The following is a 13,398-nucleotide window of genomic DNA, read 5'->3' as shown; positions in this document are numbered from 1 at the left end:
TTGGATTTCGGTTCTCAATAACTTTTTCATCAATGGACGTTTAGCTAATACCAATTCACGAAAGTGTGACAACACTTTTGTGAATTGAAAACCAAACCCAGTAAGGGTTTTAAAAACACAAAATGGCGTAGCCATTTTGTGTTTTGGTATAAATCCAATAATTCCTGTAGTTCCATTTCTGAAAAATTAGATTCTAATCTTGCCACATACCGAGATTCAACATACTTCCATCCAGCTACTCGTGCCAAAGTTTTTTGCAACCAAGCACTAAACTTAGTTCTTGAAGCATTTCCAATGTCAACACTATTCCAAAAATAGAGGTCGTACTGTTTACCAATACCCAATTCAACTAGAACTTCTTTAGCTAGTTGCTTTTTTGATTTTAGGGGGACAGTAATCGGTGTAGGGGAATCTTGACTAGTTTCGGCATTAGCGATCGCTGTATATGGAGATAAACTTATACAACTAAATAATAGAAAGCTAGAAAATCTAAGAAGTTTTAACTTGATATTTTTCATTGCACTTAAGTTATTTGTTGTTTATATCAATAAAGTTTAGCTTACTAGACCTTTGTCAGCTAATCAGGGATAGGTGCTGAAAAGCCCATTTCACAATGACAAAAAAGACGCAAATACGTCGATTACGCTTTAACTGTCCAGTGACTGGGTGTTGTGAGTCTAATTCCTACATTAGAGCAAAGTACAGAAATTATGATTTCCTACGCGGACAAAGCTCTTTATACAGCTAAATATCAGGGGCGTAATCGGGCGATCGCTTACAACGTTACATAAACCCGACATTGTGAGAAGATTTAGCAGTAAGGAATCCAGTTATGTTTTCGGCTAATAAATCCATAAATAGATCAATGAGATATTTGCTGCGGCGCTTTTTTGCTTGGTTTGCGATCGCCCTAATCACACTAACCACACTATTTGCCTGCACCAATGGCAAAATTACTAATAACGTTAATAGACTGGGGATTAGCGATCGCACCGATGAGCGTATCGTTTTAGGCACAACCAGCAAAATTCGCACTCTCGATCCTGCCGATGCCAACGAATTTTTTATAAGTAATATCTTTTACAATACGCTGGAACGTCTTTACACCTACAAAGAAGGCTCCAACGAAGTAATTCCACAACTAGCGGCAGATATGCCCAAGGTTAGCGAAGATGGCTTAACTTATACCGTACCCGTAAGAACAGGAATCAAATTTCACGATCGCACCAATTTCAACGCTTATACGATGAAATTTGCCTTGGAACGCTTCATAAATTCCAAAGGTGCGCCAGCATATATCTTGGGTGATGTTATTGAAGCTATTGCCGCACCGAGCGAGACTGAACTAATTTTTAAGCTCAAGCAACCTTTACAATTTTTCCCTAAGTTCTTAGCTTTTACAGGTGCAGCGGCGATTTCACCACAGGTTTACAAACATATTAAAGATGAAAAGACAGGCAAGCTCCTATTTCTACCTGATAAATTAGTAGGAACTGGCCCCTATCAAGTTACCCAGTTTGTCGAAGGTAGCTATTTACGCCTAGATACATTTCCAGACTATTGGGGTAAAAAGCCTGCCAATAAAGGAGTTGACATTCAGTTTTTCTCCTCTAATTCCAACTTACTCAATGCCTTCAAAACGGGTGCAGTGGATATTGCATTTCAGACCCTGACACCAACTCAGGTCAAGAATGTAGAAACTAATGCAAAACAAAATGGCTGGACGATCGCCTCAGGTCAAGGTGCAACCATTTTGTATATGGTGCTAAACACTTATCAAGCTCCACTAAATGACGTACGTGTACGTCAAGCTTTATCTGCGGCAATTGATCGACCTCTCCTAGAATCACGTATATTTTTCAATCAACGTGCGCCACTGTATAGCTTAATTCCTAGTGCTTTTAAAGAATCCAAGCCTGTATTTGAACAGAAATATGGTGATGGTAACGGTAAGCTAGCGCGACAATTGCTGGAATCAGCAGGATATTCTGACGATAAACCTGCCCAAATTACAATTTGGTATTCCCCAAAATATGGCGGTAATGGCGACTTAATCGCTAGCACTATGCGTGCATCAATTCAAAAAAACGTCGGCAAAATTTTGCAGATTAAAACTGAGCGTGTAGAAAATACCGTTGGTTATGCTTTTTTGGATAAAGGTGTATATCCTGCTTATTTACTCGATTGGGTTCCTGATATTCTCGACCCCGACAACTACATCAAGCCATTTTTAGAATGTGAAGAAGCAGAAGGCGATCGCTGTATAAAAGGAAGTACTCAATTTCAAGGCTCGTTTTATAACAACCCTGAGATGAATGAATTAATTGCCAAACAGCGTAAAGAGCGCGATGAGGTTAAGCGATCGCAAATACTTCAAAAAATCCAAGAAATCCTAGCTCAGGATGTACCCTTTATCCCACTCTGGCAAAATAAAGAATATGCTTTTGCTCAAAGAGGTTTACAGGGAGTCAAAATCGAACCGAACCAACAACTTCCTTACTGGAATATTTCCAAATAACAAGCCAAATAACAAAAAGGAGCGCAATGCGCTCCTTTTTGTTTCCTTATATAGCAAAGCAAGTTTTGCTTAGGACATAAAACCCAAAAGATGGGTGGCGGCGCTTCGCGCCGCCACCCATCTTTTGGGTTTTGATTTGTCCCAGCTATCTCTTACGTTGCTATAGTTGCTTTATTGGCTAGTCTCACTAATCGTTAGACGATAAGATGTCCGATCGCCATCGGGCGTACTAACCCAGATTTCATAATTTCCCGCCACCCAAGCACCTGATAGTTCAGGACTTCCACCACTACGACAATAAATCCCATCTGGTCCTTTGACAAGTAGTGATAAATTACGGCTACCTGACACTTGCAATGCCAAAAAACCAAAGTTTTTCTGTACCGTCAAAGTATGGTTTGGTGTTTGCTGTGTCAATCCTTGGCATTGTCCACTAGCTCTACTAGTAGCAATAGATGCTAAGGGAATATCTCCGCCTGCGCTACCAGTATAGACTTGAGGATCAGGGGTAAATTTAGGGGAGATTGGCTTCAGTACCTCTTGGCTCAATGTTGGCGATACCGCCAGAAACATTGGTACTAGAGCAAATCCCAGTAAAGCAATTGGGAGTTTCAAGAATTTCATTTTTGACTTATTTCACTCAAAGATAGCGTATAACTAAAAGATTGATTTATATTTTTAGAACCAACCCAAACTTGGTAAGTACCTTTTGGCCAAGATTGATAAGTACCATTAGCCAAACGGCGAGAGGACTGTGGATTGCGCCCGCCTGACTCATCGTCAGCACAGATCACAATGCCGTTTGGTCCTTTAATTAGCATAGTTGGATCATCATTGATGTTAGTGGTATAAACCAAAAGATCTAGCACTTGAAATGTTTCAGTCAAAGTAATTGTATGATTTGGTTCAGCGTTAGCAAATCCACGACAATTATCAGCAATTCCTGCAATACTCGCAATACTGACATTACCGCCCCCATCTCCAGTTAAACGTTTTGGATCAGGTCGGAAATTTCGCTCCAAGGAAGTAACATTTTGGGAAGTAACATTTTGGGCAAAACTTGGAAATGCGATCACCAAAGCTGCAATAGTTGTAAAAGTTCCCCAACCTAGCTTAAGTATATTGGAATACCCAATTTTAGAAACGTTCATACCTGACTCCATGTAGGATGCATTATTTTAGATGCATTATTTGGGATTCATTTTCATTTTGTTTAAACATTATGACCAGACTGATGCTGATTTTGTTCCTGTAGCAATCAAAGGTTCGATTGCGACATTAAAGCCAAAATACAAGTAGCGGCGCTACTTGTATTTTGGCTTTTGATTTGTTTTATCTAACTTTTGCATTGCTATAAAAACAAGTTTATAGCGATTTACGACTTTCCTAAGCAATTAAAGACGCAAGCTTCGGGAAGATATCCCCTTAAACACAGCTAAATTAGCCCAAAAAAGATGTACTGCGTAAAGAAATATTAAGATATTACTGTCATGACGGCATAGAGTCTTGACAGTAATGGATTCTCCCTGTAACTTAGTCACATACCCGGGTATTCACTGTTCTTAACCACTATGCAAGACAAGCAAAAGGTAACTTTTTATCTCCCCGAACGACTACATCAACAGCTAAAGATTCGTTCTGCTATTGATGGTGATTCGATGTCAGACTTAGCCGAAAAAGCAATTAGCTTTTACCTAGCCCATGCTGATATTGTCGAATCTTCTGGTATTGGGCATACCCATCAAACCTACAACTGTCCGAGCTGTTCTCAAACTGTTGTTATTCGTGATGGTGAACTGCTGGCGATCGGGGGCAATCGTATTCAAGCTTTACCAGTTACTGTTGGCAAAGCTGACAGCCCTGATGAAGAGCTAGTTTCAATTAGCTAAATTAATTATCTGCACTTTCTAGACTTTTTTCTGTAGACAAGGTGAGGACAGAGGCTTAAACCTCAGTATTACTATATGCAAGAGCAACTTAGCATTTTAATTCAAGCCCAATATCCCTTGATCTACCTCAATACACCAGAGGAAGAAAGAGCAGAAAGGGCGATTTCAAGCATCTCTGAACTGAAGCCAGTACGTCGCATGTTCACATGGACTGTGACCCACGGCATAGTTGAGTACGGGCAAACCACAGGCGCAGCGCAACACAATACCGAATCTGCGGAAGCAGCTTTGAAATGGATTACTCGTGCCGATCAGAAAGATCCTGCTATCTATATTTTTAAAGATATACATCCCTTCTTAGATCATCCTGTAACCGTTCGTTGTCTGCGTGATGCGATCGCCAATTTTAAAGGCACTCAGAAGACAATTATTCTGATGTCGCCGATTCAAGTAATCCCTGTTGAATTAGAGAAGGAAATCGTTGTACTTGATTTTCCTCTGCCAGACATGAAAGCGATCGAAGAAGTACTCGATCAGCAACTTGGACAAGTTCGCACCAGAAAGGTGTCATCTGAGACTCGCGAAAAGTTAGTCAGAGCTACCTTGGGTTTAACTCAAGATGAAGCTGAAAAGGTCTATCGCAAAGCCCAAGTCACCAATGGCAAGCTGACCGAAGAAGAAGTCGATATTGTACTTTCAGAAAAGCAACAATTAATTCGACGCAATGGCATCCTAGAATATATCGAGGATGAAGAAGATTTAGATGCTGTTGGGGGACTCGAAGAACTAAAGCATTGGTTGCAACAGCGATCAAATGCCTTTAGTCAGAGAGCTAGAAATTATGGATTACCTCAACCAAAAGGAATGCTGATTCTTGGTGTTCCTGGTTGCGGAAAATCCTTAATCGCCAAGACAACTGCTAGGTTGTGGTCGCTACCATTAATTCGCCTTGATATGGGGCGTGTTTATGATGGCTCAACTGTTGGCAAGTCAGAGGCAAACTTACGTAATGCTCTCAAAGTTGCTGAATCAATCTCACCAATGATCCTATTCATTGATGAGCTTGACAAAGCATTCGCTGGGGGAGCAGGCTCGGCAGATTCTGATGGTGGTACATCATCACGGATATTCGGTACATTCTTAACATGGATGCAGGAGAAAAAATCACCTGTATTCGTGATGGCTACAGCCAATCGTATCGAAAAGTTACCAGGGGAATTTCTCCGCAAGGGACGTTTTGACGAGCTTTTCTTCGTTGATTTACCTAACGGCGAAGAACGCAGAGATATTTTCAAAATTCATCTGTGCAAGCGTCGTCCAGATGTTGAAAAATTAGACAGGTTCGATTTTGAGCAACTATCGAAAGTAAGCGATGGTTTTTCGGGGGCGGAAATCGAACAGGCAGTAATTGCTGCCATGTATGAGGCTTTTGCCCAAGATCGGGAGTTCACACAGCTAGATATCATTTCGGCTGTGAAATCCACGACTCCCTTATCACGCACGATGACTGAGCAGGTTGCTGCTTTGCGTGACTGGGCAAGAATGCGGGCTAGACCCGCCGCTACTTCAGTCGCTGAATATCAGCGTATGGAGTTTTGAAAAGCTTATCCTGCTGTTTCGTAGTCAGCAGGTTTAAGGCTAGATTCTAAAGAATGTCTTATCAAAAGACAATCGATCTAGCAGCTAACATAGGAGTAAGAACCACCAACACTCTTATGTCTCCCGTTCGAGTTAACAGTCAAGTTCACATTTATTTACAGGAGCAAAACTATTATGTCTCATTTCAGCACACTTCGCACAAAAATTACTGATGCCGAAGTCCTCAAGTCGTCTTTGCGCGATCTGGGTATCAGTGTTAAGACTGAAGCTGATGTTCGTGGCTATAACAGCCAACGCATCCGTGCCGACATTGTGGCAACTCTTGAAGGTGATTATGATTTGGGTTGGTCACGTAATGCTGACGGCTCATTTGATCTAATTGCTGATCTTTGGGGTGTCGCCAAAAAGCACAATCAGACTGAGTTGATCAATTCGATCAACCAGAAGTATGCTGTAAACAAGGCTCTAACTGAAGTTAAGCGTCCTGGACTGAGCAATGCTAATGTAAAACTCGTTTTGCAGTAAGGTGTCCAATCTTGCGAGTTAATTATGCAAATTAACAGGCTAGTCATATCTTTGACTAGCCTGTTTTTTCTTACCAAAAGAAAAGGAGCGCGTAGCGCTCCTTTTTTCTATTAAGTCATACCAAAACACAAAAAGGTATAGCCATTTTGTGTTTTGGTATGATTTTTATACACCACGAGGGCTAGACAATGATTGCGGCAATAAAACCTCAACAAAAATGGCAGCAAGCAACTTGGGATGATTATGTAATGCTGCGCGATGACGATAACGGCGATCGCTATAAATTATTTTTTTATAAGGAACACTTGTGGATAAAAATGGGCGCAGAAGGAATTAATCACTCACAGTTTAGTGCATTGTTTGAAATGATATTTGCAATTTGGGCAATGCAAAATCCTCATTGCCGTATTGCTTCGTTTCGCGGATGCCAGATTGAGAAACAAGGATTTCGAGCAGCAGCACCAGATATAGTTTTATATGTTGGGGAAAACATTCCAACTTGGAAAGCTGGACAATCACGTTTCATTAATTTAGAGCAGTGGCGATCGCCTGATCTCGTAGGGGAGATTGCGGATACGACTTTAGCGATCGATTTGGACGAAAAAAAGCGGCTTTATGCAGATCTAGGTATTGCTGAATATTGGGTGATTGATGTCCGCGCTTATCGACTATTTGCGTTCCAATTAGATGAAAGTGGAGTTTATAAACAATGTGAATTTTCTCAAGTCTTACCAAATTTAGTGGTCTCATTATTAGAAAAAACTTTGGAACAGCTAACTACCAAAACTAATACTGAAGCTGCAATCTGGTTTTCACAGCAAATATAGCAATCCTAGATGGGTTGTGAGAGTGCGTCCCGAAGGGGCGCACTCTCACAACCATCCAAATCTTACAACTCATTTAGGATCGCTATATAAAGCCCTAAACTTGAGGTAATCGCAACAGCAATTCTCATTATGAAAACGATTTTGTTGTTTCCAGCGCCGAAGGCGCTGGAAACAACAAAATCGTTTTTTTGAAAGCCCGCCAACGGCGGGCTTTCAAAAAAACGATTTTTATATATAGAATTGCTGTAATCGCAAGTCTAGTAACTCAAGTTTAGGGTTTTAATGTAGAATGATGATACATAATGATGATACATAATTTTTTCCAAAGTCGCCCTCATGGAAATTGCGATCGCCCTATTGCAGCATTACAGTTTTGATCTTGGTGGTTATACCATTAGAGACTTGACTCGTGCATGGGGAAATTTTAAATCTGAATGGGTGCGCCAAGCTGTCATCGAATCACTGTTTCAAGGAAGATATAAAGCGGTTTCAGTGGATCAAATTTTGCATCTATGGGAACGCAAAGGTGAACCAAATTGTCGCTACAACCGAGAATTTGAGCGTTTGGTCTGTGGTGATGTGGCTGTGATTTATGAAGATCGGATTTTTTATACGCCTCCACATACTTCCAATCGAGAAACGGCGATCGCTGAAATCCCTCCATTTACAGCTACCGAAAAATCGAATTCACCACTTCCATTTCCTCGACGCTCAATGATGGGAATTGCAAAAACTGCTAAAGTTGCTCCTCAAAGTGCCGATCCTAAACCTCAAAAATATCCTAGTCGGCTTACCACACCTTCGGGAATGACAGCCCCCGCAAAAGTTTATCCTCCAACTTCAGAAGCTGAGTATTCTGAAGTTTATCGCTCCGCTTATGAAAATATGACTTTACTTGCTGAGTCTTCAATGTTTGTCGATAAGTTGCGATCAATGTGTAGCGATCGCCTAGTTTTGCCAGTTCCTGAGATTGTTTCTGAAATTGATAAAGTAGAAGTTGCGATTGAGAATTGACTTCTCTTCTAGCAAGTTTTATGTCTATAGCCACCTGTCTCAGGACAAATCAAAACCCAAATAGTATGAGGAGGCGCGAAGCGCCTCCTCATACTATATAAGAATGGCGACAGCTATATTTAGACTCATTCTCAATGAACTCAATGAATGGTTGATGCATTGCTTTGCACTGCATCAACAAAATATTTAAGCAAAACACAAAGCCGCAGAATAATTTAAATCTATTTGGAATTCTGAGGCAATTAGTTTTAGATTCCAATTCTGAATTCGCAAAGTTTCACCCATAGGACACTCTAGCAGTGGAGTCACATCCACTTGATCAAGAATATTGGCAATACCTTCCCCTGTTGCTTTACCATAGGCTTCTTTGAGAGTCCATGCGCGATAAAAAGCTAAGTACTTATCGCGCTCGCATAAGTAGCTAATAACTTTCTGCTCTGAAGGTAAGAAATAACGCTTGGCAATACTATCAACATCACATTGGGAATTAATAAATTCTAAATCTATGCCTACCTCACGATCTTGACATATTACATAGATTGCTAAATCTTGGGAATGCGATAGATTAAAATGAAGCCCGTTGAAATTTTGAATGTAAGGTTTGCCGCGATCGCTATAACCAAACTGAATTGCACTTGCTTCACAGCCTAGCCTTGGCGCTAGAATTTCTCGTAAATTCCCTCTTGCGGCGATAAAATTGCGCTTGAGATATTCTCGTTTGAAACGATCCGCACGCGATCGCTCATCCTCTGAAAGGATCTGCCAGAGGCGATCGCATTCAGTTGGCGAGATATCTAGCCTAGCTTGATAAAGTTGTAAGTCTTGAGACATGATGACCAATTGACAATGGCGCGATCGTGCCAAAATCTAATAATAGCAAAGCAAAAAATGGCTACGCCATTTTTTGCTTTGCTAAAAAAAACTTACTGGGTTTGGTTTTCAAATCACAAAAGTGTGGTCATACTTTTGTGATTTGATATAAACTTTTTGAACTTGAGATGGGATTAGAAAATCTATGAATTTGCCCCTAGTGATCGGCGCATTAATAGTCTCTTTACTGCTGTTGTGGTGGTTGCTGAGCGTCATCAAAGCTAGCTTCAAAACTGCATTTTTGGTAGTTGCCGTGATTTTTACAATCCAAGTATTGACTGGTGTTGGTCCCCAGCAAATTTTTGCCCAAGTAGGTCAATGGATGGGTGACTCCATGGGCGGCTTAGGAAAATGGCTCCAGAATTGGGGGGACAAGGGCAAAGTTGATCCAGATCCTAAAAGACAATCAGTAATTTGGGTGATGGATATAGCGATCGCCTTTATTAACCCATGAAATAAAAGGGGATGCTTTGCATCCCCTTTTATGGTGATTAGCCTCCTGCGATCGCAGGAATGATACTTACTTCATCACCATCATTGAGGGCTGTATTAGCCCCATCAAGAAAGCGAATATCTTCGCTGTTGACATAAAAATTAACAAAACGACGGAGATTACCCTTTTCATCACAAATGCGGGCTTTGATCCCTGGGCAACTAGTTTCCAGTGAGTCAATAATTGCTTGAACAGAATCACCAGTACACTCGACAGTGGCTTGATTATTGGTCAATTGTTGCAATGGAGTGGGAATTAAAACTTTAACAGCCATATTTTTGGATCAATATCAATTCAGAGAACTTTGGACTTAGATTTTACCCAATCATATAGAGGCGGCGCAAAGCGCCGCCTCTATATGATTGGGTTTATATATATTTTAACTTGAGTGCGATTAACGTCTAACTTTGCCAGCAAATCCAGAAGCTTTAAATTGCTTAAGTTCAAGAGGTTCAGGCTGTTCGGCGGGAATTGCTACCATAATTTCAAAATCACTTTTGCCAGCAGGAATTTCCTCAACTGCACCTAGTCGCGCTCTCTCAGGCATAGCATCATTACCATTCGCATCGTAGATCCGCCCAAAAATGTCGGCATTGTACACAACTTTGCCTGATGGGTTGTCTGTATTTCCCTTGATCATGTAGCACTTTGCCGACATGATGCCGCCACCTAGCACCATATTTTTACCTGCATCACCTGTGCATGGCTCGTAAGTAATATTAGTCAGTTTTATCTGCACACTTGCCCAAGCGTCGGCGCTAAAGGCAAAGGTACAAATACAAAGTAAGAGAGACAAAACGGCAACATCAAAACCCTGTAGGAATTTTTTGATGTTTTTAGTCTTTGCGATCGCCATAAATAAACCTATTTTATAAACCTTTGGATAAAAAATTTTCAGACAAAAGAATGGCTTCTTTGACGTGGTAAAATTCATCTTAGCTCTTGAAGGAGGTCTATTTTTAATGCCACTTAGTCTATTGATTGCAACGTTACCTGAAGCGTATAGAATTTTCGATCCACTGGTAAACGTTCTTCCCGTTATTCCTGTATTTTTCTTGCTACTCGCTTTTGTGTGGCAAGCAGCAGTTGGTTTCAAATAGGTTTCACTTTTAAGTCTTGACTTAATCAAAAAAAACTTATAAAAAACTTTTAAGTACATCCTCCTGTACGTTTGTACTGTCTCAATTTATAAAACAAAAACGATATAAGCAATCGGGGTAGCGGCAACGTTACCCCGATTGCTTATATCATCTGTCTTGAAAAGGCAGGCACTTATAGCGATTTGCGCTGTAAGCACTAAAAATATTATTTTTCATGAACTATGGAAACCCTTGGTCGTTGGACGAACAAATTTTTGATGTTCAATTTGTTCTTAGTATTTTTCTTTTTTGCGTGGTTGTTGGTTGCCCTCGGAGGTGAAACCCTAAAAATAAATCTTGGCTTGGAACTATGGAGGCAACTATGGGAGCCATTGATTCAACCCGTGTTAGGTATCGTCATGGCTGGTGCGATCGCTAGCGGGCTCATCTCCAAAGTCAAGCAAAAATTAGCGAAACCCTAGTCATTAAAAAAAGGCGCTTTGTGCCTCTTTTTAATGAAACCAGCTTGGCATTAATAAAATTGGTGGATCAAAATTGCTTGTTTGCATATTGCGACTAGTTTGTTTCGACGTTAGCTGATCAGCGATCGCCCCAGATATCCTGTCAGTGCCAGCAAGATCAAAAAATGGTAAAGCAATGCTGACATTAGCTTGACTGAGTAATTGATCTAAGAGTCTCTCAAAGGAAGCAGGGGTTTTACGAATTGGTAATTCTATTGATTCAGGTAAATTGAATTTTTTTCTAGATAAAGTACGCAAATCAGCGATCGCCACATCTAATGTGCCTATAGCATCAACCAGTTTATTATCTTTAGCTTGTTGTCCTGTATAAAGTCGACCATCTGCTAGCTTACGAACTACCTCTAAGTCTAGTTTGCGACCTTTTGAAACGTCGGTGATAAATTCTTGATAAGTACTTTGCAGTAGATCTTGCAGGAGTTGACGCTCAGGATCACCAAGCTCACGAAATGGCGAGAAAATATCTTTGTAGGGACCTGTTTTAATCGTTTGTGGCTGTATACCTACCCGATCTAATAATTCCTTAGCATTAAAACCGCTTAGAATCACGCCGATACTGCCTGTTAATGTACCAGCATTCGCATAAATTTTAGTTGCTGAACTTGCAGCATAGTAGCCGCCACTGGTTGCTTGATCGAGCATACTTACGACCACGGGCTTTGTTTCACCTAAGTCCTTAACGGCTTGGTAGAGTTCTTTGCTTGCACCTACCGTTCCCCCAGGGCTGTTAATCGATAGCAATACGCCTTTGACAGATTCATCTTCAATTAATTCACGGAGGCGATCGCGTACTGCCATCGCCCCTGACGAAGAAGCCCTTGCCCCTGTAATCGCCCCATCTAGTGAAACTAGTTCAAGGCGATCGCGATCAAGTACTTTCTTTAAACTCAACTCTTCATCCATTTGGCGACGCTGGATGCCAAAAGTTGCCGATACGAAACAAATTGCGACTAAGACGAGAGCAATGATGCGATTAAGTTGCATAGGAAATTTTTGTGGCGGCTGCTTTAGTTTAGTATAAAACCCAAAGAGGAACAGACGAGCAATATGTTGCCTCGCCTTTCTGGGTTAAAATCGTTATTCCGTAAACTTTCTTCGCCATCATGTCTAATAAAGCTCTCACCAATAACTCCACTAAAGCCGCGCCCAAAGATAAAGAAATAGTTCGTGATTATTTTAATTCCACCGGTTTTGATCGTTGGCGGCGGATTTATGGTGAAGGTGATGTCAACCGAGTACAACGCGATATCCGTACAGGACATCAACAGACCGTAGATTATGTCTTAGACTGGTTTAAAAATGACAAAAATGCATCGGGTCAAACAGTCTGTGATGCAGGTTGTGGCACAGGCAGTTTGAGCATCCCTCTTGCAGCAATGGGTGCAAAAGTATATGCCAGCGATATTTCCGAGAAAATGGTGGGTGAAGGCAAAAGCCGTGCTAATGATCCTGAAAACCCTATTTTTGAAGTCAAGGATTTAGCTGCATTGTCTGGACAATATGACACTGTGATCTGTCTGGATGTCTTGATTCATTATCCTGATCTTGATTCCGAGGTGATGATTGCCCATCTTGCCTCTCTTGCTAAATCCCGCCTGATTCTCAGCTTTGCCCCTAAAAATCCTTACTATGTGCTTATGAAAAAAGTAGGCGACATGGTTCCTGGTCCTAGTAAGGCAACTCGCGCCTATCTACACAAAGAGTCTGATGTGCGTCGCGTTCTTCAGAGTCTAGGATTTACAATTAAGCGCAAAGAATTTACGGCTACTTCGTTCTATTTCTCGCGGTTGCTGGAAGCTGTTCGCAATTAAGCTAAATTTATCGCCCTAGGGCGATAAATTTAGCTTAATTGTGCTTGATGTCTAACCCAAACCAAAAGATTTATTGAAAGTGTTGCGAAACAAGGCTTTCAACAAATCTCTTGTGGTTCGTCGGATTGAGAATTGCTGTAGGTAAGAATTCTTTACATTTTGTAAGTAGGCGATCGCATAGAAATAGCAGCAAAACCTGTTTGAATAGAAAATGGTGCTTTTATTTCGATTTTT

The 13,398-nt window shown here is 40.9% G+C and carries 17 protein-coding genes; 10 read left to right on the top strand and 7 right to left on the bottom strand.

Annotation, left to right across the window (positions count from 1 at the left end; translation table 11 throughout):
• Nucleotides 1–44: 44 nt before the first annotated feature.
• Entirely contained in the window at nt 45–518 is a 474-nt protein-coding gene (locus H6G05_RS13370; RefSeq protein WP_190578643.1) for a hypothetical protein, read from the bottom strand.
• A 347-nt stretch (nt 519–865) separates the two neighbouring features.
• On the opposite strand from H6G05_RS13370, the gene H6G05_RS13360 reads away from it, so the two are divergent.
• The gene (locus H6G05_RS13360; protein ID WP_190578642.1) at nt 866–2,518 is read left to right on the top strand and encodes an ABC transporter substrate-binding protein; all 1,653 of its coding nucleotides are present in this window, start codon (nt 866–868) and stop codon (nt 2,516–2,518) included.
• 171 nt (nt 2,519–2,689) lie between these two features.
• On the opposite strand, the gene H6G05_RS13355 is transcribed toward H6G05_RS13360, so the two are convergent.
• Both H6G05_RS13355 and H6G05_RS13350 read right to left on the bottom strand, forming a co-directional pair.
• Nucleotides 2,690–3,142 carry a hypothetical protein gene (locus tag H6G05_RS13355; RefSeq protein ID WP_190578641.1) on the bottom strand — a complete coding sequence of 151 codons (453 nt, stop codon included), beginning with the start codon at nt 3,140–3,142 and terminating at the stop codon, nt 2,690–2,692.
• Nucleotides 3,139–3,669, bottom strand: coding sequence for a hypothetical protein (locus tag H6G05_RS13350; RefSeq protein ID WP_190578640.1), 531 nt, complete (start codon nt 3,667–3,669; stop codon nt 3,139–3,141). The genes H6G05_RS13355 and H6G05_RS13350 overlap by 4 nt, the downstream gene beginning before the upstream one ends.
• Before the next feature lie 420 nt (nt 3,670–4,089).
• Here H6G05_RS13350 and H6G05_RS13345 point away from each other — a divergent pair, with 420 nt between their 5' ends.
• The 5 genes from H6G05_RS13345 to H6G05_RS13325 all read left to right on the top strand — a co-directional run bounded on the left by H6G05_RS13345 (nt 4,090) and on the right by H6G05_RS13325 (nt 8,372).
• On the top strand, nt 4,090–4,407 hold the full coding sequence (locus H6G05_RS13345) for a hypothetical protein (RefSeq protein ID WP_094535621.1): 318 nt from the start codon (nt 4,090–4,092) through the stop codon (nt 4,405–4,407).
• Between the two features lie 75 nt (nt 4,408–4,482).
• Nucleotides 4,483–6,006 carry a stress-responsive protein Ycf46 gene (gene ycf46, locus H6G05_RS13340; RefSeq protein ID WP_190578639.1) on the top strand — a complete coding sequence of 508 codons (1,524 nt, stop codon included), beginning with the start codon at nt 4,483–4,485 and terminating at the stop codon, nt 6,004–6,006.
• A 174-nt stretch (nt 6,007–6,180) separates the two neighbouring features.
• The gene (locus H6G05_RS13335; RefSeq protein WP_094535623.1) at nt 6,181–6,531 is read left to right on the top strand and encodes a DUF1257 domain-containing protein; all 351 of its coding nucleotides are present in this window, start codon (nt 6,181–6,183) and stop codon (nt 6,529–6,531) included.
• A 188-nt stretch (nt 6,532–6,719) separates the two neighbouring features.
• Complete coding sequence (locus H6G05_RS13330; RefSeq protein WP_190578638.1) at nt 6,720–7,358, top strand: Uma2 family endonuclease; 639 nt, start codon at nt 6,720–6,722, stop codon at nt 7,356–7,358.
• A gap of 336 nt (nt 7,359–7,694) precedes the next feature.
• Entirely contained in the window at nt 7,695–8,372 is a 678-nt protein-coding gene (locus tag H6G05_RS13325; RefSeq protein WP_190578637.1) for a hypothetical protein, read from the top strand.
• Between the two features lie 186 nt (nt 8,373–8,558).
• Here the strand turns inward: H6G05_RS13325 and H6G05_RS13320 are convergent, their stop codons facing one another.
• A complete protein-coding gene (locus tag H6G05_RS13320; protein ID WP_190578636.1) occupies nt 8,559–9,203 on the bottom strand; it encodes a 4'-phosphopantetheinyl transferase family protein in 645 nt (214 codons plus the stop codon).
• Nucleotides 9,204–9,387: 184 nt separating this feature from the next.
• On the opposite strand from H6G05_RS13320, the gene H6G05_RS13315 reads away from it, so the two are divergent.
• The gene (locus H6G05_RS13315) at nt 9,388–9,696 is read left to right on the top strand and encodes a hypothetical protein (RefSeq protein WP_190578635.1); all 309 of its coding nucleotides are present in this window, start codon (nt 9,388–9,390) and stop codon (nt 9,694–9,696) included.
• A gap of 37 nt (nt 9,697–9,733) precedes the next feature.
• On the opposite strand, the gene H6G05_RS13310 is transcribed toward H6G05_RS13315, so the two are convergent.
• Nucleotides 9,734–10,009 (bottom strand): MoaD/ThiS family protein, encoded by a 276-nt coding sequence (locus H6G05_RS13310; RefSeq protein WP_190578634.1) that lies wholly within the window; start codon nt 10,007–10,009, stop codon nt 9,734–9,736.
• A gap of 120 nt (nt 10,010–10,129) precedes the next feature.
• Nucleotides 10,130–10,591, bottom strand: coding sequence for a hypothetical protein (locus H6G05_RS13305; protein WP_190578633.1), 462 nt, complete (start codon nt 10,589–10,591; stop codon nt 10,130–10,132).
• A 106-nt stretch (nt 10,592–10,697) separates the two neighbouring features.
• Here H6G05_RS13305 and H6G05_RS13300 point away from each other — a divergent pair, with 106 nt between their 5' ends.
• Both H6G05_RS13300 and H6G05_RS13295 read left to right on the top strand, forming a co-directional pair.
• Nucleotides 10,698–10,835: a photosystem II reaction center protein K gene (locus H6G05_RS13300; protein ID WP_009627037.1), complete on the top strand. Its 138-nt coding sequence runs from the start codon at nt 10,698–10,700 to the stop codon at nt 10,833–10,835.
• A 221-nt stretch (nt 10,836–11,056) separates the two neighbouring features.
• Entirely contained in the window at nt 11,057–11,296 is a 240-nt protein-coding gene (locus tag H6G05_RS13295) for a hypothetical protein (protein WP_190578632.1), read from the top strand.
• A gap of 30 nt (nt 11,297–11,326) precedes the next feature.
• Here H6G05_RS13295 and sppA read toward each other — a convergent pair whose 3' ends face one another.
• Nucleotides 11,327–12,337 carry a signal peptide peptidase SppA gene (gene sppA, locus H6G05_RS13290; RefSeq protein WP_190578631.1) on the bottom strand — a complete coding sequence of 337 codons (1,011 nt, stop codon included), beginning with the start codon at nt 12,335–12,337 and terminating at the stop codon, nt 11,327–11,329.
• A 119-nt stretch (nt 12,338–12,456) separates the two neighbouring features.
• Between sppA and bchM the strand changes: the two genes are divergently transcribed.
• The gene (gene bchM, locus H6G05_RS13285; RefSeq protein WP_190578630.1) at nt 12,457–13,164 is read left to right on the top strand and encodes a magnesium protoporphyrin IX methyltransferase; all 708 of its coding nucleotides are present in this window, start codon (nt 12,457–12,459) and stop codon (nt 13,162–13,164) included.
• Nucleotides 13,165–13,398 lie beyond the last annotated feature (234 nt).

Origin of the sequence: Phormidium tenue FACHB-1050 (assembly GCF_014696925.1) — a bacterium.
Classification (GTDB): Bacteria; Cyanobacteriota; Cyanobacteriia; order Pseudanabaenales; family Pseudanabaenaceae; genus Pseudanabaena.
Note: the sequence above shows the minus strand (reverse complement) of the source record. Positions and strands in the feature narration are given on the sequence as shown.

Excerpts from the sequence above, each read along its gene's own strand:
- H6G05_RS13305 (WP_190578633.1), bottom strand. The coding sequence starts at position 10,591 with ATGGCGATCGCAAAGACTAAAAACATCAAAAAATTCCTACAGGGTTTT.
- H6G05_RS13315 (WP_190578635.1), top strand. The coding sequence starts at position 9,388 with ATGAATTTGCCCCTAGTGATCGGCGCATTAATAGTCTCTTTACTGCTG.
- H6G05_RS13370 (WP_190578643.1), bottom strand. The coding sequence starts at position 518 with ATGAAAAATATCAAGTTAAAACTTCTTAGATTTTCTAGCTTTCTATTA.
- ycf46 (WP_190578639.1), top strand. The coding sequence starts at position 4,483 with ATGCAAGAGCAACTTAGCATTTTAATTCAAGCCCAATATCCCTTGATC.
- H6G05_RS13355 (WP_190578641.1), bottom strand. The coding sequence starts at position 3,142 with ATGAAATTCTTGAAACTCCCAATTGCTTTACTGGGATTTGCTCTAGTA.
- H6G05_RS13300 (WP_009627037.1), top strand. The coding sequence starts at position 10,698 with ATGCCACTTAGTCTATTGATTGCAACGTTACCTGAAGCGTATAGAATT.
- H6G05_RS13360 (WP_190578642.1), top strand. The coding sequence starts at position 866 with ATGAGATATTTGCTGCGGCGCTTTTTTGCTTGGTTTGCGATCGCCCTA.
- H6G05_RS13295 (WP_190578632.1), top strand. The coding sequence starts at position 11,057 with ATGGAAACCCTTGGTCGTTGGACGAACAAATTTTTGATGTTCAATTTG.
- H6G05_RS13325 (WP_190578637.1), top strand. The coding sequence starts at position 7,695 with ATGGAAATTGCGATCGCCCTATTGCAGCATTACAGTTTTGATCTTGGT.
- H6G05_RS13310 (WP_190578634.1), bottom strand. The coding sequence starts at position 10,009 with ATGGCTGTTAAAGTTTTAATTCCCACTCCATTGCAACAATTGACCAAT.
- H6G05_RS13320 (WP_190578636.1), bottom strand. The coding sequence starts at position 9,203 with ATGTCTCAAGACTTACAACTTTATCAAGCTAGGCTAGATATCTCGCCA.
- bchM (WP_190578630.1), top strand. The coding sequence starts at position 12,457 with ATGTCTAATAAAGCTCTCACCAATAACTCCACTAAAGCCGCGCCCAAA.
- H6G05_RS13330 (WP_190578638.1), top strand. The coding sequence starts at position 6,720 with ATGATTGCGGCAATAAAACCTCAACAAAAATGGCAGCAAGCAACTTGG.
- H6G05_RS13345 (WP_094535621.1), top strand. The coding sequence starts at position 4,090 with ATGCAAGACAAGCAAAAGGTAACTTTTTATCTCCCCGAACGACTACAT.
- sppA (WP_190578631.1), bottom strand. The coding sequence starts at position 12,337 with ATGCAACTTAATCGCATCATTGCTCTCGTCTTAGTCGCAATTTGTTTC.
- H6G05_RS13350 (WP_190578640.1), bottom strand. The coding sequence starts at position 3,669 with ATGAACGTTTCTAAAATTGGGTATTCCAATATACTTAAGCTAGGTTGG.
- H6G05_RS13335 (WP_094535623.1), top strand. The coding sequence starts at position 6,181 with ATGTCTCATTTCAGCACACTTCGCACAAAAATTACTGATGCCGAAGTC.